Source organism: Neorhizobium lilium (assembly GCF_004053875.1).
GTDB lineage: Bacteria > Pseudomonadota > Alphaproteobacteria > Rhizobiales > Rhizobiaceae > Neorhizobium > Neorhizobium lilii.
The window spans coordinates 890,279-910,092 of sequence record NZ_SBIP01000003.1 but is presented as its reverse complement, the minus strand read 5'-3'; the positions used below and the strand labels follow the sequence as shown (position 1 = coordinate 910,092).

The 19,814-nt window shown below is 62.3% G+C and carries 17 protein-coding genes and 1 pseudogene; 7 read left to right on the top strand and 11 right to left on the bottom strand.

Annotated features, from left to right (window positions below; translation table 11 throughout):
* Together EPK99_RS25340 and EPK99_RS16875 are read left to right on the top strand one after the other, a co-directional pair.
* Positions 1-209 (top strand): annotated as a pseudogene (locus EPK99_RS25340) (hypothetical protein); the annotation flags it as partial.
* A gap of 167 nt (positions 210-376) precedes the next feature.
* Positions 377-1,285, top strand: a complete 909-nt coding sequence (locus tag EPK99_RS16875; RefSeq protein WP_245582449.1) for an NAD(P)/FAD-dependent oxidoreductase — start codon at positions 377-379, stop codon at positions 1,283-1,285.
* Here the strand turns inward: EPK99_RS16875 and EPK99_RS16870 are convergent.
* The gene (locus EPK99_RS16870) at positions 1,270-2,172 is read right to left on the bottom strand and encodes an alpha/beta hydrolase family protein (protein WP_245582448.1); all 903 of its coding nucleotides are present in this window, start codon (positions 2,170-2,172) and stop codon (positions 1,270-1,272) included. The two genes, EPK99_RS16875 and EPK99_RS16870, sit on opposite strands and share 16 nt — an antisense overlap.
* Before the next feature lie 539 nt (positions 2,173-2,711).
* On the opposite strand from EPK99_RS16870, the gene EPK99_RS16865 reads away from it, so the two are divergent.
* Complete coding sequence (locus tag EPK99_RS16865; RefSeq protein WP_128444217.1) at positions 2,712-4,970, top strand: methyl-accepting chemotaxis protein; 2,259 nt, start codon at positions 2,712-2,714, stop codon at positions 4,968-4,970.
* Between the two features lie 85 nt (positions 4,971-5,055).
* On the opposite strand, the gene EPK99_RS16860 is transcribed toward EPK99_RS16865, so the two are convergent.
* From EPK99_RS16860 to EPK99_RS16840, 4 genes are all read right to left on the bottom strand, one after another.
* Entirely contained in the window at positions 5,056-6,189 is a 1,134-nt protein-coding gene (locus EPK99_RS16860; protein ID WP_128444216.1) for a hypothetical protein, read from the bottom strand.
* A 74-nt stretch (positions 6,190-6,263) separates the two neighbouring features.
* Positions 6,264-7,919, bottom strand: coding sequence for a cisplatin damage response ATP-dependent DNA ligase (locus EPK99_RS16855; RefSeq protein ID WP_128444215.1), 1,656 nt, complete (start codon positions 7,917-7,919; stop codon positions 6,264-6,266).
* A gap of 238 nt (positions 7,920-8,157) precedes the next feature.
* Entirely contained in the window at positions 8,158-9,168 is a 1,011-nt protein-coding gene (locus tag EPK99_RS16845; protein WP_164901795.1) for a ligase-associated DNA damage response exonuclease, read from the bottom strand.
* A gap of 75 nt (positions 9,169-9,243) precedes the next feature.
* Complete coding sequence (locus EPK99_RS16840) at positions 9,244-10,782, bottom strand: MDR family MFS transporter (protein ID WP_128444214.1); 1,539 nt, start codon at positions 10,780-10,782, stop codon at positions 9,244-9,246.
* Between the two features lie 118 nt (positions 10,783-10,900).
* Between EPK99_RS16840 and EPK99_RS16835 the strand changes: the two genes are divergently transcribed.
* Complete coding sequence (locus tag EPK99_RS16835) at positions 10,901-11,458, top strand: MarR family winged helix-turn-helix transcriptional regulator (protein WP_128444213.1); 558 nt, start codon at positions 10,901-10,903, stop codon at positions 11,456-11,458.
* Between the two features lie 4 nt (positions 11,459-11,462).
* Here EPK99_RS16835 and EPK99_RS16830 read toward each other — a convergent pair whose 3' ends face one another.
* Positions 11,463-12,971: a sensor domain-containing protein gene (locus EPK99_RS16830; RefSeq protein WP_164901794.1), complete on the bottom strand. Its 1,509-nt coding sequence runs from the start codon at positions 12,969-12,971 to the stop codon at positions 11,463-11,465.
* Positions 12,972-13,137: 166 nt separating this feature from the next.
* On the opposite strand from EPK99_RS16830, the gene EPK99_RS16825 reads away from it, so the two are divergent.
* Positions 13,138-14,529 carry a TIGR03808 family TAT-translocated repetitive protein gene (locus EPK99_RS16825; RefSeq protein WP_128444211.1) on the top strand — a complete coding sequence of 464 codons (1,392 nt, stop codon included), beginning with the start codon at positions 13,138-13,140 and terminating at the stop codon, positions 14,527-14,529.
* 73 nt (positions 14,530-14,602) lie between these two features.
* Here the strand turns inward: EPK99_RS16825 and EPK99_RS16820 are convergent, their stop codons facing one another.
* On the bottom strand, positions 14,603-14,890 hold the full coding sequence (locus EPK99_RS16820) for a ribbon-helix-helix domain-containing protein (RefSeq protein WP_128444210.1): 288 nt from the start codon (positions 14,888-14,890) through the stop codon (positions 14,603-14,605).
* Positions 14,891-15,021: 131 nt separating this feature from the next.
* On the opposite strand from EPK99_RS16820, the gene EPK99_RS16815 reads away from it, so the two are divergent.
* The gene (locus EPK99_RS16815; protein WP_128444209.1) at positions 15,022-15,669 is read left to right on the top strand and encodes a glutathione S-transferase family protein; all 648 of its coding nucleotides are present in this window, start codon (positions 15,022-15,024) and stop codon (positions 15,667-15,669) included.
* A 71-nt stretch (positions 15,670-15,740) separates the two neighbouring features.
* Here EPK99_RS16815 and EPK99_RS16810 read toward each other — a convergent pair whose 3' ends face one another.
* Positions 15,741-16,364, bottom strand: coding sequence for a glutathione S-transferase family protein (locus tag EPK99_RS16810; RefSeq protein WP_128444208.1), 624 nt, complete (start codon positions 16,362-16,364; stop codon positions 15,741-15,743).
* Positions 16,365-16,681: 317 nt separating this feature from the next.
* The gene (locus EPK99_RS16805) at positions 16,682-17,038 is read right to left on the bottom strand and encodes a DUF4406 domain-containing protein (protein WP_128444207.1); all 357 of its coding nucleotides are present in this window, start codon (positions 17,036-17,038) and stop codon (positions 16,682-16,684) included.
* 115 nt (positions 17,039-17,153) lie between these two features.
* On the opposite strand from EPK99_RS16805, the gene EPK99_RS16800 reads away from it, so the two are divergent.
* Positions 17,154-17,909 (top strand): DeoR/GlpR family DNA-binding transcription regulator, encoded by a 756-nt coding sequence (locus EPK99_RS16800; RefSeq protein ID WP_128444206.1) that lies wholly within the window; start codon positions 17,154-17,156, stop codon positions 17,907-17,909.
* Between the two features lie 56 nt (positions 17,910-17,965).
* Here EPK99_RS16800 and EPK99_RS16795 read toward each other — a convergent pair whose 3' ends face one another.
* Both EPK99_RS16795 and EPK99_RS16790 read right to left on the bottom strand, forming a co-directional pair.
* Complete coding sequence (locus EPK99_RS16795; protein WP_128444205.1) at positions 17,966-18,973, bottom strand: asparaginase; 1,008 nt, start codon at positions 18,971-18,973, stop codon at positions 17,966-17,968.
* 215 nt (positions 18,974-19,188) lie between these two features.
* Positions 19,189-19,335, bottom strand: a complete 147-nt coding sequence (locus tag EPK99_RS16790; RefSeq protein ID WP_128444204.1) for a DUF1127 domain-containing protein — start codon at positions 19,333-19,335, stop codon at positions 19,189-19,191.
* Positions 19,336-19,814: the final 479 nt, after the last annotated feature.

Here is a 19,814-nt window from a genome sequence, read left to right as displayed (position 1 = left end):
AGGTTTCGGCTGCATCGCGGCCCACCTCCTTCGCCAAACCGGCCTCGAAGCCCGCATCCGGCCCCAGAACCGCAAGCAGCCACACGGCCCCGGTCTCGTCGCCGGCCCGCGGCATGGTCGGCAAGATCGCCCAGGCCTTTACCGGCCGCTCCGGCGCCGCTGCCGCTGCCGCTGCCGCTCCGTCTGCCGACAGCTGGGAAGAATTCTGAGCCTCCAAGCCAGATGCACAAGGGAAAAGGCGGGGCCGAAAGCTCCGCCTTTTTTCGTTTTGGCACGGTTCCAGACCGAGGCTTGCTGTGGGGATCAGCCGATCCATATCCTTCTACGCGAGGCAAGCGGCGATCTGCGCTGTGCCGGGACATGAATGGAGACCTGTTTGTTTGACGCGATCATCGTGGGCGGCAGCTATGCCGGCCTTTCGGCCGCCCTGCAGCTGGGCCGCGCCCGCCGCCGCATCCTGGTGATAGACGAAGGTTTGCGGCGCAATCGATTCGCGGCGACGTCGCATGGCTTTCTTGGCCAGGACGGGCGGGCACCCAATGCCATTGCCGACGATGCCCGCGAGCAGCTGCTGCGTTACCCGACGGTAGAATGGTTGAACGACCGCGCCGAGCAGGCTTGCGGATCGCAGGACGACTTCACCATCACAACTGCCGGAGGCGGCTCGTTTTCAGCTCGCCGTCTGCTGCTGGCGCTTGGGGTCACCGACGACCTGCCGGATGTCGCGGGTCTTCAGGAGCGCTGGGGCCGGTCCGTCTTCCATTGCCCTTACTGCCACGGGTTCGAACTGGACCAAGGCGAAATCGGCGTGATCGCATCATCGCATCATTCCATGCACCAGGCCCTGCTCCTGCCCGACTGGGGAAAGACGACCCTTGTGCTGAACGGCTGCTTCGAGCCCGACGAGGAACAGCGGGAACAGCTCGATGAGCGCGGCGTGACGATCGAGCCCGGCAAGATCGACCGCATCGAGAAGAATGCGGATCTGCATCTGGAGGATGGGCGTGTCCTGAATTTTGCCGGGCTTTTCGTCCTGCCCCAGCCGCGCATCGCCGTGCCGCTTGCAAACCAGCTCGGCTGCGAGCTGGAAGACGCGCTATACCCCTTCATTAAGACGGGATTTACCCAGGAGACAAGCGTGCCAGGCGTATTCGCCTGCGGGGATGCGGCCCGGGCGGCAGGCTCGGTTGCGGTCGCGGTGGGCGACGGCAATGTGGCGGGTGCTGCCCTGCACCAATCGCTGGTGTTCCGCAAGCCTGAGAAACGGGATCAGGTCGCGACCTGATTGAAGAAGCGGATGCTTTCATGCACGGCGCCGGGCACCACGCCGTTATGGGTGCCGGGCAGCATTTTTGCCTCTATGGAAACGCCGGCTGCGCGGGCGCGATCCATCAGCAGTTGATGATCCCTGTCGAAAGGTCGTTCCTCCGTGCCGCGCAGCAGAAGCGTCGGGCATTTGAGGCTGGGGCCGAAGCAGACGGAGGAGCGCATCAGGAACTCGCGCGGATCGCTCACATCGAAGCGGATGTCCTCGGTATAGCGGCTGAAAAACCGCCACGAGTTGACGCCGGCCGAAATGGGAACCGAGGCGCGAAACCTGCGCGTCATGGAGGACAGCAGCGACAGGGTTCCGCCATTGCTGTGGCCAGCCAGGAACAGACGATCCTTGTCGATGCCGGGCAGGCTCTCCAGATAGTGCGCAGCGGCAAGCGCATCGCTGGTCTCGTCGTAAAAACCGGAAAAGGCGCCATCCTGGCCGTTTTCGCCACGGAAAGACGGCAGCAGCACCACGAAGCCTGCGTCCACATAGGGTTTCATCAATTCCCAATGACCGTCACCCGTGGCATTGCCGCCATGCAGGAAAAGGACGGCGGGTTTGAGCTTTAAAGAGGGTTCGTAAGACGATAGCCAGGCGATGAGCTGGATCGAGCCATCCGGACCGCCGGGATAGAAAACCCGCTTCGAACCAGGCGGCGTGCCGAGTGGCGGCGACGCTTCCGGTGCCGGCCCCATGCGCAGAAGATGGGTGCTGAACCGCCGACGCGCATCCCCGTAATCCTCCTTTTCAAGCGGCAGACTATCGGGAACAGGAAAAGGACCGGCAGTCGCAGCCTTGGGCGCCAGCGCACCGAAGGCAAGACCACCCATCAGCAGGCGGCGGGTCAGCGGCATGTTTGTTCTCTCACTATCATCTGTCCGGAAGCTAGGACCAATCGACATTCAGGTTTCGGGCGTGGCGCGAGCGAATTTTGTTTCTGAACAGGAGGGAAGGCAGCAGTGGAGTATTCCCTCCACAAGGGCTTTCCGACGTCTTCAGAGGCGAAATCTGCCGCATCCCGAAGGGATATGGTGAAAATCGTCATTTCTGCGTCGCCAAACCTCGATGGATATAGGATCCACCATCGGTTTCGCTCCTCGAACTGAACGATTTTCCCTCATACCACGCTCCAAATCCTGAGTGTCGATTGGTCCTAGCATCCGCACGAACATCTTCAAGTCCGCAGCGGCGGAGAACAAGGCCGGAAGGCAAGGTACGCGAAGAAGTGATCCTGCCTGCAGCATCTATGTTCCAAACAACACGGCTGCCGATGACATATCAGTCAGGACTTTAGGCACAGGACGCGCAACGATGAACCATATTTAACTAAAATTGAGTATTCATCTGCCTATGTCTTTGCAAGGGCCTATTCCGACGAGGGTTTTGACAAGAGATGACCGAACTGCATATCAAGCGTCCATTGTGGATGACCATCACCGGCTGTGGTTTTGCCGCCGTTCTTTTCGCCAGTGCCGCAATTGGCGGCCTTGCCTGGTACAGGCAGAGCGCCGCGCTCGAAAGCACCCTGGACAGCGAGGCCGTCGCCGACCGGGCGCTTATCCAGAACGACATGGCCGCCCAGAAGAAGGCCGCTTCGGCTCTTGCGCTTGCCCTCGCCGGCGAGCCCGACGTCGCCGATCTCATCACCCAGGGCGCCCGTGACCAGATCGTTCCCCGTTACGCCAGCGCCATGCCTGCGATCAACAGCGAAGGCAATCTCTCGCTCATCACCTTCGTCGGCGCCGATGGCAAAGCAGTGGCCCGCATTCACACGCCAGAGAAGTTCGGCGATGACATGACGGGTCGCAGAAAGACGGTGGGGGCAGCCCTTTCGAGCGGAAAACTCGTCGCCGGCACGGAACCCGGCCTGAGCGGGGTCAGCATGTTCGCGTCGGCCCCGGTCATAAAGGCTGGAAAGACGGTCGGCGTCGTCGATGTCGGCACAATCCTCAGCAACAGCTATTTCAAGCCGCTGGCCAAGCAGATCCAGGGCGAAGTCGGGGTCTACATCTTCGCCGACGGCAAGTTCCAGAAACAGGCATCGACGTCGGACCGCAGCTTCCTGACGGATGATCAGGTCAAGGCAGCCTTCGACGGTCAGCGCCTCCGCGACCAGGTGACCTTCGATGGCAAGACCTACCTGGTTGAAGCCACGCCCTTCACCAACTTCTCCGGAGACAAGATCGGCGTCCTCGAAGTGTCCTCCGACGTCACCAAGATCGTCACGCAGGCAAGCTCCGCCACCATGATGACGGTGGTCGGCACCATCGTGATTTCCATACTGGCGCTTCTCGGCTTCCTGTTCTTCGCCCGCGCGCTTGCGGGCACCATCTCACGTCTGACCGGCACCATGTCCAACCTTGCTTCGGGCAATCTCGCCGCCGTTGTCGAAGGCGATCGTCGTGCAGACGAAATCGGGGCGATGGCCCGCGCAGTCCAGGTGTTCAAGGACAATGCACTCAAGAGTCAGGAGCTCGAGCGGCAGGCCGACGAGCAGCGTAATCAGTCGGAAGAGCAACGCCGCAGCACCGCAGAACGCGACCGGGTACAGGCGCAAGCCATGGCACAGGCGACCAACGGGCTGGCGGACGGCCTCAAGCATCTCGCTGCCGGCGATCTCACCTTCCAGCTCGCACAGCCTTTCGCGCAAGACTTCGAGAGCCTTCGGGAAGACTTCAACCGGGCCGTGGAGCAGCTGCGCAGCACGCTCAGCGGCGTTGCACAGGCCACCGGTTCGATCGACAGCGGCGCGCGCGAAGTCAGCAGCAGTGCCGACGACCTCTCCAAGCGCACCGAACAGCAGGCGGCTTCGCTCGAAGAGACCGCCGCTGCCCTCGACCAGATCACCGCCAATGTTTCCAACTCCTCCAAGCGTGCCGACGAGGCGCGGGCGGTGGCGATCCAGGCCAATGAAAGCGCCCGCCATTCCGGTCAGGTCGTGGCCAGCGCCGTCGGTGCGATGGGCAAGATCGAGCAATCGTCGAGCCAGATCTCCAACATCATCGGCGTGATCGACGATATCGCCTTCCAGACCAACCTGCTGGCCTTGAACGCTGGCGTCGAAGCGGCACGTGCCGGTGAAGCCGGCAAGGGCTTTGCAGTCGTCGCCCAGGAAGTGCGCGAACTGGCCCAGCGCTCCGCCAAGGCTGCCAAGGAGATCAAGGAGCTGATCCGCAACTCCTCCGTCGAGGTTGGCAGCGGCGTCAAGCTGGTCAGCGAAACAGGCGAGGCCCTGAAGACGATCGAGGCCTATATCGTCACCATCAACCAGCACATGGATGCGATCGCAACGTCCGCGCGCGAACAATCGGTCGGCCTGTCGGAGGTCAACACCGCCGTCAACCAGATGGACCAGGTGACCCAGCAGAACGCCGCCATGGTGGAAGAGGCCAATGCGGCCGGCGCCACGCTTGCCAATGAGGCCGGCCGTTTGCGCGACATGATCGCCCAGTTCCAGCTCGGCAATGCTGCTTCGTCCCAGACCGCCGCGCTGCGCCGGACCTCTGCTGCGCTTTCGACCGCCTCAAGCGCCTCTGCGCCCGCACCTTCGCCGGCGCGCGGCATGGTCGGCCGGATCGCCAAGGCCTTTACCGGTCGTTCGAGCGCTGCTGCCGCTGCCGCTCCGTCTGCCGACAGCTGGGAAGAATTCTGAGCCTCCAAGCCAGATGCACAAGGGAAAGGCGGAGCCGAAAGCTCCGCCTTTTTTCGTTGGGCCGGATTCATAGCAGTCGGAACGCCTATTTCCAGCTGGTGAAATCGGCTGCCACGCAGCCGTATGGCGCACGGTCGGAGCCGAAGCGCTTCTTCAGCTCGCCGCAGCCCCAGCGGTTCATCGGAGCCGGGAGCACGTTGTTGACCTCCATGCCAACCTGATTGAACTGCGTCTTCGAACTGGTGACATACCAGAGCCAGTAGCCAAGAAGACCGGCAACGCAAAGCAGGATGACGGCCAGGAACACCAACACGCCCCGAAGGATCCGCGGCATCCGCTTCGGCTCCCTCAGCACGATCATGCCGCCTGTGGGCGCCAGCGCGGCTTCGATCGGATCGAGGATTGCACGACGCTCCACCTCGGTCAGATCGAGACGCTCCAACCGGCTGTCCAGCAGAACCGGCAGCGGCGTCGTTCCATGGCGAACCGCCAGTCCCACTGCCTTCGCAGCCTTGGCTTTGTCCTTGCCTTTGGCATTGCCGTCCGCAGTCGTGCCGATGATCAGCGGCTCCTCTCCTGCCGCAAAATGCGTATAGGCGGTGCGGTTGGTCTTGCGGCTCGAGAGCTTGTCCGCATAGGTGACGAACAGCCCGCGGCGATTGCGATTGAATGCGGCGATCTCGACCGGCACTGCGGTGAGCATGGCCGGATGCCGCAATCTGCGTCTCGCCTGCCCCACCCGGAAGCCGACGAAGATCATGCCGACGCCAATGCCGGCGACGATGAGGATCATCGCGGCCAGCGAGATGATGCGGTTCCACAGCTTGTCGAGGCCGATCGTCAGGGTCGCAAGTTCGGGATGATCGGCAGAAACCACCATGCCGCTTTCGTAATCCCCGACATGCAGATCGACGAAGAAGAGATGCACGTACTTCTGATATTGCCGGCCTTCGCGGGTATAGACGAGCCGGGCCTCGCAGTCGGTCAGCACGGCCTTGCGCGTCGTGCATCGACCATTCTGGATATCGCCGTCTTCGAGCACGAGCGGGTTCTTGCTGATCTGGATATCCTGAAGCAGGTCCGGTCCCTGCCATGCGGCGAGGAAGGCGGCGATCGCGAACATGAACAGGGTCAGGAAGGCGTAGCCGCGCGGCTTGGATATCACATCCTTCCTGACGGAAACGGGACGATCCGGAAGCGAAATCCCCGCAAGGCTCATAAGTTTCTCCAATCAACTTCAATATAAATCATGTGCATTCATCAACTCAGCGTGCACCGGCGACAACTGCATCCCTACCCTTCCCTTGCCTCCACCATGGCGGTCAAGGTGGAAAGGCGGTCGGCATCGCGGGGCAGCTTGTCGGTGCGCAGCCTGGCGATGCGGGGAAAGCGCATGGCGACGCCCGACTTATGGCGTGTCGAGCGCTGAATGCCCTCGAAGGCGACCTCCAGCACGAAGCCGAAATCGGGCTCGGCCTTGACCGCCCGCACCGGGCCGAAACGCTCCACCGTATTGTCGCGCACGAACTTGTCGAGCACTTCCAACTCCGCATCGGTGAAGCCGAAATAGGCCTTGCCGACCGGCACGAGCTGGTCGCCATCGGGCGTTTCCGTCCAGACGCCGAAGGTGAAGTCGGAATAATAACTCGAGCGCTTGCCATGACCGCGCTGCGCATAGAGCATCACCGCATCGATATTGTAGGGATCGCGTTTCCACTTGAACCATGGACCCTTGAGGCGGCCTGCCTGGTAGACGCTGTCACGGCGCTTGATCATCACGCCTTCGATCACCGGATCGGGCGGCGCCAGGCGCACCCGGTCGAGCTCTTCCCATGTCGAGAAAGGAACGAGCTGCGACAGGTCGAAACGGTCGTGCGGCGCCCGATCGATGATATCGCCAAGCCGGCCGCGGCGCTCCAGGAAGGATCTGGCGCGAACATCCACATCGCCTTCGAACAGAAGATCGTAGGCGCGCACGAAGGCCGGATACTCCTCCAGCATCTTGCCCGAGACCGTCTTGCGGTTGAGGCGCTGCTGGAGGTCGGAAAAGGTGCGGGTCGGGCTGTTGGAGCGCAGGGTGCCGCCGACCAGAAGCTCGCCGTCGATCACGCCGTCAAAATTGATCGCATCCACGATATCGGGAAAAGCGCCGGTAATGTCGTCGCCGGAGCGCGAATAGAGCTTGCGGGTGCCGCCATAGCTCGACATCTGGATGCGGATGCCATCCCATTTCCACTCGGCGGCGTAGTCGGCGGGATCGAGCTTGGCGAGATCGCCGTCCTCCACCGGATTGGCGAGCATGACCGAATGGAAAATGGCGGGCGTCGCCAGCACCGGCCGCTCGCCGCGCCCTTCGAGCCAGGCGAACAGCGGCTCATAAGGCGGCTCCAACCCATGCCACAGCGTCTCGATCTCGGTGACGTCGCGGCTATGGGCCGGCTTTTCCTCATCGCCGTGGCCGCTCATGTCCGACAGGGCCTGCTTGGCAAGCCGGGCCGAGACGCCGATGCGCAAGCTACCGGTGACGAGCTTCAGGAAGGCGAAGCGGCCGGACGGATCGAGATGCCCCAGGAGATCGCGGACGGCGGAGCGAACCTCGGTGCGGCCGAGCGCGTTCATGCGCGTGACGACTTCGGACAGGCTCGGCTGTTCCGCATCCGTGCTGTCGTCCTTCTCCCCGCCGTCCCAGACCAGCGCAATGGTTTCGGCCAGATCGCCGACATAATCGTAGGAATACTGAAAGAGCACCGGGTCCATGCGCTCCAGCACGAGTTCACGCAACATGGCCGGCTTGACGCTTTTCAGGTCCAGCACGCCCGCCAGCGCCGCCAGCCCATAGCCGCGGTCCGGATCGGGCGTATCGCGGAAATAATCGGCCAGCAGCTTCAGCTTGCCGTTGCGGGACGGGGTCAGCACGAGGCGGTCGAGCAGGGTCGCGAAGGCTTTCATGGGGTGGCCCCGATTTTATCATCCACAGCGCCCGTAGTAGTACCCCCCTCTGCCCTGGCGGGCATCTCCCCCTCAAGGGGGGAGATCACACGTAGCAGGACCTTCCCGACACATTGGCCGTTCATGTCGTTGATATGTTTATTGTTTGGGGAAGCCAGCGCGCCGATTCGATCTCCCCCCTTGAGGGGGAGATGCCCGGCAGGGCAGAGGGGGGTGGTTGCAGAATCCGGATGCACCATCAATCCCCCTCGTCCTCATAACCCACCAGATGCAGCGGGCGGGCGGGAATGTTCTTCAGCTCGCACCAGCGCACCAAGGCCTCCTCGCGGCCATGGGTCACCCAGACTTCCGACGGCGCGATCTCGCCGATCGTCTCCAGAAGCTCGGGCCAATCGCAATGATCCGAGATCACCAGCGGCAGTTCCACGCCACCCTGCTTGGCGCGCTGGCGCACCATCATCCAGCCGGACGCGAAGGCGATCAGCGGCTCGTTGAAACGTCTCGCCCAACGGTCTTGAAAGGCGGACGGCGGACCGACGACCACCGCACCCTTGAAGGCGTTGGGGTCCTTCTTTTCGAGCGTGGCAGGCCTGATATCGCCAAGCTCGATGCCCTGGCTCGTATAGTAATCGCACAGCCGCGCGAGCGCGCCATGGATGAAAATGGGTTCGTCATAGCCGCAGTCTCGGATCAGCCGAATGACCCGCTGCGCCTTGCCCAGCGCATAGGCGCCGATCAGGTGGCTGCGCTCCGGGAACTGCTTCAGCGAGGTCAGGAGCTTGCCGATCTCGTGCTTCGGGTCCGGATGATGGAAGACCGGCAGGCCGAAAGTCGCCTCGGTGATGAAGACGTCGCAGGCGACCGGCTCGAAGGGTGCGCAGGTGGGATCAACCCCGCGCTTGTAGTCACCCGACACGACGATCCGCAGCCCGTCCTTCTCCAGCGCGATCTGCGCCGAGCCCAGCACATGGCCAGCCGGATGGAAGCTCACCTTGACCCCGTCGACCTCGATCTCATCGCCGAAGGCTGCCGCCTGTTCGCTCTGGCAGAAGTCCTCGCCATAGCGGATGCGCATGATGTCGAGCGTCTGGCGGGTGGCGAGCACCCGGCCATGGCCCGCGCGGGCATGGTCCGAATGGCCATGGGTGATCAGGGCCCGTTCGACAGGGCGGACCGGATCGACATGGAAGCGGCCAATGGGGCAGAACAGCCCGGCCGGGGTAGGATGAAGCAGCGCCTCGGGTTTCATGCCGATGAAAGATAGGCGACAAGCCGAGGCTTGGAAGAGGCTAGCCGCGTTTCATTTTTCGCTGTCCGAACCCACTCAGGCGGCCGCCTGCTCTCCCTGTGCCGGCTCTGCCGCAGCCTTTGCTGTCGGCAGACGCTTCGGCTTGAGGCACAGCGCCGCGATAAGCCCGATAGCAGCGATAAAGGCGCTGGTGAGGAAGAGCGGCGTGAAGGCGTGGTAGTAGAGCGCGGCAACGGCCTGGCGAGAGGCCTCCGGAAGCTCGCCCAGCATTTTCGGCGTCAGCGCGCCGATATCAGCGACGCCGGGTATGGGCGATGTGGCACCCTTGACACTCGATCCGACGATCGCCCCATAAGTGGAGATGGCAATGGAAGCGCCGCCCATGCGCATCAGGGTCACAGCGCCGGTGGCAGCCCCGACATCCGCCCGCGGGGCAGAGTTCTGGACGCCGATGATCGGCGCCTGCTGGCCGCAGCCGACTGCAAAGCCGTGGAAGAGCATCAGAACTGCAACGACGGCGAGCGGCGTGCCCTGCCCCATCAGCGAGAACAGCAGGAAGGCGACGACGCTGAGGCTGAGGCCGATGACGGAAAACGGCTTGTAGCGGCCGGTGCTGGAAATGAGCCGGCCGGCAGTGAGCGAGCCGATCACGATGCCGCCGGTCAACCCGATGAACAACAGGCCGGCCATAGAGGGAGACAGGCCGGTCGTGGTCTGCAGGAAGAGCGAGAAATAATTGACCATGCCGATGCCGATCGCACCGGAGCACATGGTGACGATGAGATAGAGCGAGAATGTGCTGTCGCGGAACAGGCGCAGCGGCACGATGGGCTCCGGCACGCGCGATTCGATCCACACCCACAGAGCGGCGCAGACAACGCCGAAACCCAGCAGGGCCAGGGCTGCGGGCGCAACCATGGAGCCGAAGATTTGCTTGCTGTCGGCCCAGGCGACGACGCAGGTGATGGTGGCGGCCAGCACCACGGCGCCGGCATAGTCGATGCGCGGCTTGCGGGTGGGGCGGCTGTTGGGAAGCAGGAAGAGAAGGCCTCCGATGACGACAATGCCGATGGGCACATTGATGAGGAAGATCGAGCGCCAGCCGAAGAGATCGCTCATCGTGCCGCCGAGCACCGGGCCGAGGCTGCCCGACGCCATGATCATCAGGCTCGAATAGCTCTGGTATTTGGCACGCTCTCGCGGCTCGAACAGGTCGGCATTGATGGAGAAGATCGACACCATGATGCCGCCGCCGCCAAGACCCTGGAAGACGCGGGCGGCGATGAGGGAATCCATCGACCAGGCAAAGCCACAGACCACCGAGCCGAGGGTAAAGAGTACGATCGCGGTCAGCATGACATATTTGCGGCCGAAGAGATCGCCGAGCTTGCCGTAGATGGGCATGACGGCGCTGGTCGCCAGGAGGAATGCGGAGCTGACCCAGCCGAAGCGCTCCATCTCGCCGAATTCACCGACGATGGTCGGCAGGGCGGTGGAGACGATCTGGTTGTCGAGGGTGGCCATGAACAGCGCCGCCATCAGGAAGCAGAAGATGGCGAGCCGAAGTCCGTGGCTGGGGACGAGCGGCTTTGAGATTTGGGAGGTGGTATCCATGCGGCGGGACGATCCTGCAATGTTTTGACAAAGTTTGTGCCTTTCGCATATATTTGTCAACGACAAGCATTTGCCGTTCGCAAAAGTTTGATCGCGTCCCTTGAGAGAATAAGCCCGCATGACGAAAAAGCCCTTTGACCCCCATCCCAATCCGGCAGCGGACGCAACGATCGAGCAGATCGGCCAGGCCTTGGCGCGTATGCGGGTCATGATGGGGCGGCGGATCATTGGCCGGCTGACAATCGCCCATGCGGCCCCGGGCATAGACCTGTCACAGCTCGACATCCTCGAAGTGATCCGGCGTATTCACCGGAAGGGCGAAGAAGCCACGGTCGGCGCAATTGCGGATGCGATGCGCCTCGACCCCTCGCGCGGAAGCCGGCTCGTCGCGGATCTCGTCGGACGCGGTCTCCTGAAGCGCGACGTATCGCAGGAGGACGGGCGTCGCTCCATCATCAAGCTTACGGAGCAAGGCGAAGGCATTGCCGGCGAGACACGGGCCGTAAAGCAGGCCGTGGTCCAGCATATCGTGAGCGACTGGACGGAAGAGCAGCGCATTCAGTTCGCCGAACTGTTTTCGCGGTTCATCGACAGCTTCGAGCAGCTTTCCATCCCGGGAGACCGGCTGGAGGAAAATCCGCCGCCCTATCCCTTCGAGCACCCTCCGTCCAGGTAGATCGTCACACCCGCGGTTCGGCGGCCATCCGTCCCGAGATCTGGAGCATATTGCGGCCCATGCCCTTGGCCTCGTACATGGCCTTGTCGGCGCGGGCCAACAGGGCCTCCGGCGTTTCGCCATCCTGCGGGAAGAAGGCAACGCCCATGCTGCAGGTCGCAACCAGGCTTTGCCCTTCCAGAACGACGGGCCGGGCGATCTCGGCCCGCAATTGCTGCAGGCGGCGGATAACACCGATCTCGTCATGGCCGGGATTGCTGAAGACGACGGCAAACTCGTCGCCGCCGAGACGCGCCAGCAGATCGCTTGCACGGATGCAGTTGCTCATGCGGGCCGCCAGGCTTCGCAGGATCTCGTCGCCGGCGGCATGGCCGAGCGTGTCGTTGATCGTCTTGAAATTGTCGAGGTCGATATAGGCGACCGTCACCTTGCGTCGCTCGCGCTGTGCCTCATGAAGCGCGCGGCTGAACTGCGCCCAGAAGAAGGCCCGGTTGGGCAACCCCGTCAGCGGATCGTGATGGGCCATGTGCTGGATGCGCGCCTCGTTATGCGCCCGCTCAACCGCAATGCCGGCGATATCCGTCGCCATGGCGGTGAGCTCCGTTTCCAGCGGCGTCGGCTCCCGCACGGCCGCGGAATAAAGCGCAAAAGTACCCAGGACCCGCCCGTCCGGCCCGAGAAGAGGCGAAGACCAGCAAGAGCGAAAGCCGAACATGAGCGCCAGTTCGCGGAAATTCTCGTCCCAGAGGGGATCGGCCTGTATATCCCTGACGACCACTGCCTCCCGCCGCCAGGCAGCCGTTCCGCAGGAGCCCCGCCTGGGGCCGATCTCGAAACCGTCGATGAGCTTTACATAGGCAAGTGGAAGATTGGGCGACGAACCATTCATCAGGCGCTCGCCCGTCTCGTCCAGAAGCAGAACCGAGGCGATGATACCGTCAAGCTCCGCCTCCACGAGCCTTACCAGGGCGTCCAGCACCGCAGTCAAAGGCTGGCCGCGGGCGATCATTTCAAGAAGCCGCGCATGCCCATGCCTCAGGTCATCCTGGCGCTTGCGCTCGGTGATATTGCGGGAAATCCCGATCAGGCCGACGATCTGGCCGGAAGCATCGCGCAAGGGCGTCTTCGTGGTCATTAGCCACAAGATCCGCCCCTCCGGCAGCCGCACACGCTCTTCCAGCCCATTGATGGCCACGCCCGACGACATGACCTCCTGCTCGGTGATGAAAAGACGGCGCGCTGTCTCGTTGTCCAGAAGGTCGAAGTCCGTCTTGCCGACAAGGTCCGAGCCAAGCCGAGCCCGGCTTATGCGGTTGGCGGCGGCATTGGCGAAAACGAAGCGACTGCGACGATCCTTGACATAGATGAAGTCAGGCAATTGATCGAGCAGCGTGCGCGTCTCGAGTTCGCGGTTCACGCGGGCGGTATCGAGATCGATTTCGCTTTCGGTGGCAATACGCAGGAGCCTGCTGCAGAGCTCCTCCAAGGGCTCACGCGAAGAGTCTTCTGGCATGCCCTGTAACGCCGGGTCTACCATGAGCCGCCCATCCCTCCGAATATACTCGTGAACCACCCTGCGAGTGCCATGTAATATGAGGTAAAATCCCTTATCCTTGTTTAAGAACACCATGAAATTGTCATACTTGAAAGAAAGCGGCGCTCGCCGGAAAGATGATCGGATGATTTCGAGACGGACGCTTCTTGGCTTTGCGACAGGCGCAACGGGACTGGGGCTGTTGCCGCTCGCTGGGAGCGCCGCGCCGCTCAGCGGCCCGTCTATCGGAATGCGCGGATCGATCGATGCCGGCACCGAGGGCGTGATCCCAGGCCGCGGCAGCAAGGAAAGCGAAAAAACCAGCCGCCAGCTTGCCGATCTCATTGCCAAGGCCGCCCGGCAAAACCTGCCGGTCTTTTTGTCTCCGGGCACTTACGAAGTCTCCAACCTGATGCTGCCGGACGGCGCGCGGCTGACCGGAATTGCCGGCGCAACGCGGCTGGTCTATGGCGGCGGCGGCTTCCTGCTGCGGGCCGATGGCGGCAGCCGGATCGAGCTCTCCAATCTCGTCATCGACGGCGCTGGTCGCGGACTGGACGGTCAGACATCAGCTCTTGTTCACCTCAGCGGCGTGCAGGACGCGAGCATCGACAATTGCGAGATCCTCGCCTCCGCGAAGACAGGCCTGCAGCTTGAAGGCTGCGGCGGGCGGATCGAGCGCAGCAGCATCGGCGGGGCCGCCGAATACGGGTTTTATGCGGTCGATAGCCGCCGGCTTTCGGTGACCGCCAACAGCGTTTCCGACTGCGGCAATGGCGGCATCCTCATTCACCGACGGAGCAAGGGCTTCGACGGCACGATCATATCGGGCAATCGTATTGCGCAGATCGGCGCGACGAATGGCGGCACCGGCCAATACGGCAACGGCATCAACCTGTTCCGGGCGGACGGCGTGACTGTGACCGGCAACCAGATCACACAGGCCGCCTTTTCCGCCATCCGCGCCAACAGCGCCTCCAATGCACAGATCGCCAACAACCAATGCTTCCAGTCCGGCGAGACCGGCATCTATGCCGAGTTCGCCTTCGAGGGTGCGGTCATTTCCGGTAATATGGTCGACGGCGCCGCAAACGGCATCTCGGTCGTCAATTTCAACGAGGGCGGACGCTTGGCGACTGTCGCCAACAATATCGTCCGCAACCTCGCCGCCACAGGGCCTTACGTGCTGGAGGAGGCGATCTTCGGCGTCGGCATCAGCGTGGAGGCCGATACGGTCGTGACCGGAAATGTGGTGGAAAACGCCCCGCTCTGGGGACTGGCGCTCGGCTTCGGCGCCTATCTGCGCAATGTCGTTGCCAGCGGAAACATGGTGCGCCAGGCGCGGATCGGCTGCGCGGTCAGCGTGGTGGAGGGCGCGGGCAACGCCATCATCTCGGGCAATCTGTTTCAGGGCATGAAGGATGGCGCGATCATCGGGCATCGCTGGAAGGCCCCGGCGACGGCGGAACTTGCGCGCGGCGGACAAGAGGCGGGAAAATTTCCACAGTTGACCATAGAGGGCAACAGAATGATTTAGGGAAGATCGTCCTGTTCGTCGGCAAACTCGATAAGATCATCACTGGCCGACGGCGAGAAGACGACCCGGTAATTCACGCACTACCACTTCGCTTCAATAGCCCTGCCATTCGGGCATCAAGGCGAGCGCTGACCTGTTCACCGCTCAGCAGCTTTTCAGGATGCGCCATAACCTCATCATAAGCAGGCACGACCTCCTCGACCAACCACTTCTCGATGGCCGCATCGCGGGCGATAAGCGTACGCAGGCCGTCGCGGATCACCTCGCTCTCCGTGGCATATTCGCCTGAGCTGACCTTGGACTTGACCATCTCCGCCATCTCGATCGGCAGGGTGATGCTGAGGGACTGGGTAGTGCGCATGGTGGATCTCCTTCGGCCGTTCGACACGATTAAATCCTATCGAAAACTTTCATGAGCGTCCAACGCGGATTGATCTTCCGTTTTTCTCTTGCCGCCAATAGCGTGCGGCAGCATTTCAGGAGAGACGAAACATGCTGAAGATCTATGGTGTCTACCGCTCGCGCGCCACCCGGCCGCTCTGGCTTCTGGAGGAGATCGGCAAGCCGTTCGAGCTGGTGCCTGTGATCCAGTCCTACCGGCTTGCCGAGCCTATGGCACCGGGTGCGCCGACCAATACGCTGTCGCCGGAATTCCTGGCGGTGAACCCGATGGGTTCCGTGCCCTCCATGGAAGACGACGGCTTCATCCTGCACGAGTCGCTTGCCATCACGCTTTATCTTGCCCGCAAATATGGTGGAGAGATCGGTCCCCGCGACATACCGGAAGAGGGGTCGATGGTGCAGTGGTCGCTGTTTGCCGTGACCAGCATCGAAGCCCCGGCGCTGAAGCTTCAATCCGCCAAGGACGAGACGGATGAGGGCAAGGCCGAGATCGGCGTCGCTGCGCGCACGCTGAAGCGCCCGTTCGACGTGCTGGAGAAGCATCTTTCCGCCAATAGCCATCTGGTCGGCGGGCGGTTCTCGGTGGCGGATGTGAACGTTGCCGAAGTGGTGCGCTATGCGCAAGGCCACACCCCGCTGTTCGACAGCCGCCCAGCGCTGAAGGCTTGGCTGGAAGCCTGCCAGGCACGCCCGGGCTTCAAGGCAATGTGGGACAAGCGCACGGCCGAACCGGCCTGAGACGAACGCAAGCGTCACATCCCGTGGCCCGAGATGGGGCCGCGGGACAGACCTGGTTATGGACCGAAGCCTTACGAAACTTCGTGTTCGGCGAGCGCCCGTTGCACGGCCGGGCGCTCGCGCATGCGGCGATAATGATCCGCCACGGCCGGGAACTCGTCCCGAGCGATCCCGTAGCCGGGAAGCCAGTCGGCGAGCGTGAAGAGATAGCAGTCAGCAACAGAATAATTGTCGCCCAGGACCCAAGGTCCTTGCAGAAAATCCTCCTCGATGAGCGTGTAGCATTCGCGCAGGTTCTGCGGGACCTTTGCCGCCATGTCCTGCCATGACGCCTCGCTGTCGGCCCATCGATAGCCGCGCCGCTTGTGCGCCGAAGCGACATGGACGGTGCCTGCCAGATAGCTGGTGAACGCCTGCATGCGGGCAAACGCGAAGGGATCGTCGAGCGGCGCAAGCTTCGCTTCGGGCGCGGCCTGGGCGATATAGGCGAGGATCGCGACGTTCTCACTGATCACGCCCTGCTCTGTCGCCAGGGCCGGAACGCGGCCCTTGGGATTGAGCTTGAGATAATCCGCGGAACGCTGCTCGTTCTCCGCGAACTTCACCCGCTGGAGGCGGTAAGGCAGGCCAGATTCCGCAAGCGCGATGGCGCTTGCCAGCGAACAGGCGCCCGGTGAAAAGAACAGCGTGTACATCGAGATTCTCCTCGGTTCGTCAGCTTCATCCTTTTCACCTGCAGGCGGATTAGGATCAATAGGCATTCAGGTTTCGGGCGTGGCGCGAGCTGATTTTGTTTCTGAACAGGAGGGAAGGCCGTAGTGGAGCCTTCCCTCCACAAGGCCTTTCCGACGTCTTCAGAGGCAAAATTTGCCGCGTCCCGAAGGGATATGGTGAAAATCGCCCATTTCTGCGTCGCGAACCCTCGATGGATATAAGATCACCATCGGGTTCGCTCCTCGAACTAAACGATTTCCCCTCATACCACGCTCCAAATCCTGAATGTCGATTGGTCCTAGGCAACGCCCGGCACGTCCTCCAGACGATACCATACGGGAATTTCTCGCTCGGTCGCGATCCGCACGTCGTTGTCGGCGCCCTTGGAAGCACCCGGCAGACGCAGAACGCCGTCGCACAGCTGCAACAGACGCCCGGCGACCGGGTGGAAGATCTCCTCATAAAGATCATCGCCGATCTTGCCGCCGCCGGCCGCATGCCAGACCGGCAGCGCCACCCATTCCCCGATCATCGGGACATGTCCTGCCTTGAACAGGGCGTAGGACGGCGCTTCCAGCCGCTTCAGGTTTTCCGCCATCTTCTGCGGGTCGTCCCCTGTTCCTGAACGATAGGGGCCAGCGATCAAAATCAGCATCTTGTTTTCCTTTATGCGGTGGTAGAGGTACACGAACGTGCCGGCAATCTTGCTTATTCGGACAATACCTGCACAATCGTGTTTATTCGTGCAATTTCATGCAGAGTCAAGAATCATGCTAACAAGCCAGCGGAAAAACCTGATCCTCGACATGCTTCGCCGGGAAGGACAGGTAATCGCGAAGCGCGCCGCCGAGGAGTTCTCGCTTTCGGAAGATACGATCCGCCGGGATCTTCGCGAGCTGGCGGCAGAGGGCCTGCTGCGGCGCGTGCATGGGGGTGCCCTTCCCGCCTCGCCGGACCTGCCGGATTTCACCGCGCGGCGGGAGGTCTCGTCCGATGTGAAGGCGAGGCTGGGGGCTCGCGCGGCAAGTCTGGTCCGGCCAAGGCAGACGATCTTTATCGACGGCGGCACATCGACGGCGGAGATCGCCCGCGCGCTGCCGAGGGATTTCGCCTTTACGGTGGCCACTCACAGCCCGACCATCGCCGGTGAGCTGGAACATCACCCGACAGCCGACGTGATCCTGATCGGCGGCAGGCTCTACAAGCATTCCATGGTGGCGACCGGGGCTGTGGCGATGGAGCAGATCTCCCGGATCAGGCCGGACATCTTTTTCCTGGGCGTGACGGCCGCCCATCCCGCACGCGGGCTATCGACAGGGGATTTCGAGGAGGCCGCCATCAAGCGCCACGTTGCCGCATGCGCCGCCGAGACCGTCACGCTTCTGACGGCAGAAAAGCTCGATGCGCTTTCGCCGCATGTGATCATGCCGGCCTCGGCGCTTTCGTGCATGATCGTGCAGAATGGAGTCGCCGAAGAGCGGCTGTCACCATACCGGGCGCTGGGGGTGAATGTAGTGGAGGCGTGAGTCTGTTGGAGGCGGCGTCGCTCACCGGCCCGAGGAGACGAGCCTTGAGGGCAGCCTCAGGCGAAAAGGGCGTCCGTGACCCTGACATCGCCCACATGGATGCCGTTCCAGTTCTTCATGGACCTGTTGGCCATGGACATGAGCTTGGCCTGGGTCTCGCTGTCCTTCTCGAAGTAGCGAGCAATCAGGCCGAAGATCATCGCTTCGGCAGCACGGGTCGAACCGTCCTCGGCCTTGACCGCCATGGCAATGCCCTGCTCCGGAAGTGCGGCAATGAAGACGCCCTCGGCGCCGGTCTTGGCGAAGATCTTGCCGGGGGCCACCTGCATGAGCCTGGTGCAGGCGCGGTCGGTGCCGGCCACGTAGAAGGGCTCGGCCATGCAGGCTTCCATCAGCCGGCGGGAGGCCTTGGCACGGGCGGGTTCCAGCCCCTGACCGGTCAGCATCTTCGCAAACCCATGCGCCAAGCCTTTCAGCGGAACAGCATAGGTGGGGATAGAGCAGCCATCCGTGCCGCAATTGTCATGGCCGAGGGTTGCGCCCGTCAGGCTCTCCATGACGCCGCGGATTTCCGCCTGCAGCGGATGATCATAGCCGACATAGCCTTCAAGCTCGATTCCGCTGTGGACGCAGGTGCAGACGAAGCCGGAATGCTTGCCGGAACAATTGTTGTGAAGCGCCGTCGGCTTGTCCAGGGTGCGCGCCTGGTGGATCAGCACCGGCTGGTCGGACGCCCAATGCGCGCCGCATTCCAGGGCGGACACATCGCGGCCGGCCTTCGCCAGCATGGCTGCGGCCATGGCAACATGCTCGTCCTCGCCAGAATGGGAGGCGCAGGCAAAGGCAAGCTCCTTGTTGCCGAAGCCATAGGCGTCCGCGGCACCGCTTTCCATCAGCGGCAGTGCCTGCATGGCCTTGCAGGCCGAGCGCGGAAAAATGCTCGAGCCTGAATCGCCAAAGGCGAAAACTTCTCTGCCCTGGCCGTCCACCACCACACCCATGCCGCGATGGCGGCTTTCAACGATGGCGCCTCTTGTCACTTCGACGGTCACGGGGTTTTGCATGATCAGTCCTGGAGCTGCTGGCTTCGATGGCAATATTCGGCCTCATAGCCGTTTAGCCCAAGACTTGCACGGAAAATGCTTATGAAATCGGTAAAGTGCCTGTCGATTGTGATTTTGCATCGGCCGGCGCTATGACATGGCGAGTGAGCTATGCCAGAAATGCAAAACGCCCGCGATGGAGCGGGCGTTTCCCAAGTTTGCTGCCTTTTTCTTGATCAGAGGCCGCTGGCGTTACGAGCAAAGCGGCGGATGTTCGTGGGGTCGATCCCAACATCTTCCAGTTCACGCGGGGTCATGCGGCCCAGTTCGGTTACCGTCTGACGATACTTGCGCCAGTTGCTGAAGGTACGTGCGACGTTCATGATGATCCCCTTTCCTGGGCTTTCGAAGCCGGCTGCCGGTCCACGGCGCCTCGTTGCTTCGATGAGCCCGTTATATCCCAAACCTCGCATTTGCGGCAGCGCCCATTCATCACCGCACCCATGCGCTGGACGCATCAGTCTCTTGATCCGGGTCAATGCGGAGTATCACAACGAAGGAGGTGGGGAGACGTCAAGGGAGAGGGCTCGGCAGCCCAAAAATGGAAAAGGGCCGCGCGAGGCGACCCTTCCATGAGTTTGGTCCGGTTGAACGAACCCGGGCCGTCTCTCGACAGTCCGAAGGAAGATGAAGTTCAGGCCGAGGGCTGCCCCGTCAAAACCACACACTTTCCATTGTCCGTTGCGCAGACCGAAATCTCATTAGACATTGGATCACCTTCCTTTCATTACGTTGACGATGGGTAGAAGGTAGGCATCGATCCACAAATCTGCAAGGCAAGTTGTATGAACGTTTGCGAATT

What these genes read in the sequence shown, in the direction of transcription:
- EPK99_RS16870 (WP_245582448.1), bottom strand. Translation starts at nt 2,172, where the DNA reads ATGCCGCTGACCCGCCGCCTGCTGATGGGTGGTCTTGCCTTCGGTGCG.
- EPK99_RS16865 (WP_128444217.1), top strand. Translation starts at nt 2,712, where the DNA reads ATGACCGAACTGCATATCAAGCGTCCATTGTGGATGACCATCACCGGC.
- EPK99_RS16860 (WP_128444216.1), bottom strand. Translation starts at nt 6,189, where the DNA reads ATGAGCCTTGCGGGGATTTCGCTTCCGGATCGTCCCGTTTCCGTCAGG.
- EPK99_RS16855 (WP_128444215.1), bottom strand. Translation starts at nt 7,919, where the DNA reads ATGAAAGCCTTCGCGACCCTGCTCGACCGCCTCGTGCTGACCCCGTCC.
- EPK99_RS16845 (WP_164901795.1), bottom strand. Translation starts at nt 9,168, where the DNA reads ATGAAACCCGAGGCGCTGCTTCATCCTACCCCGGCCGGGCTGTTCTGC.
- EPK99_RS16840 (WP_128444214.1), bottom strand. Translation starts at nt 10,782, where the DNA reads ATGGATACCACCTCCCAAATCTCAAAGCCGCTCGTCCCCAGCCACGGA.
- EPK99_RS16835 (WP_128444213.1), top strand. Translation starts at nt 10,901, where the DNA reads ATGACGAAAAAGCCCTTTGACCCCCATCCCAATCCGGCAGCGGACGCA.
- EPK99_RS16830 (WP_164901794.1), bottom strand. Translation starts at nt 12,971, where the DNA reads ATGCCAGAAGACTCTTCGCGTGAGCCCTTGGAGGAGCTCTGCAGCAGG.
- EPK99_RS16825 (WP_128444211.1), top strand. Translation starts at nt 13,138, where the DNA reads ATGATTTCGAGACGGACGCTTCTTGGCTTTGCGACAGGCGCAACGGGA.
- EPK99_RS16820 (WP_128444210.1), bottom strand. Translation starts at nt 14,890, where the DNA reads ATGCGCACTACCCAGTCCCTCAGCATCACCCTGCCGATCGAGATGGCG.
- EPK99_RS16815 (WP_128444209.1), top strand. Translation starts at nt 15,022, where the DNA reads ATGCTGAAGATCTATGGTGTCTACCGCTCGCGCGCCACCCGGCCGCTC.
- EPK99_RS16810 (WP_128444208.1), bottom strand. Translation starts at nt 16,364, where the DNA reads ATGTACACGCTGTTCTTTTCACCGGGCGCCTGTTCGCTGGCAAGCGCC.
- EPK99_RS16805 (WP_128444207.1), bottom strand. Translation starts at nt 17,038, where the DNA reads ATGCTGATTTTGATCGCTGGCCCCTATCGTTCAGGAACAGGGGACGAC.
- EPK99_RS16800 (WP_128444206.1), top strand. Translation starts at nt 17,154, where the DNA reads ATGCTAACAAGCCAGCGGAAAAACCTGATCCTCGACATGCTTCGCCGG.
- EPK99_RS16795 (WP_128444205.1), bottom strand. Translation starts at nt 18,973, where the DNA reads ATGCAAAACCCCGTGACCGTCGAAGTGACAAGAGGCGCCATCGTTGAA.
- EPK99_RS16790 (WP_128444204.1), bottom strand. Translation starts at nt 19,335, where the DNA reads ATGAACGTCGCACGTACCTTCAGCAACTGGCGCAAGTATCGTCAGACG.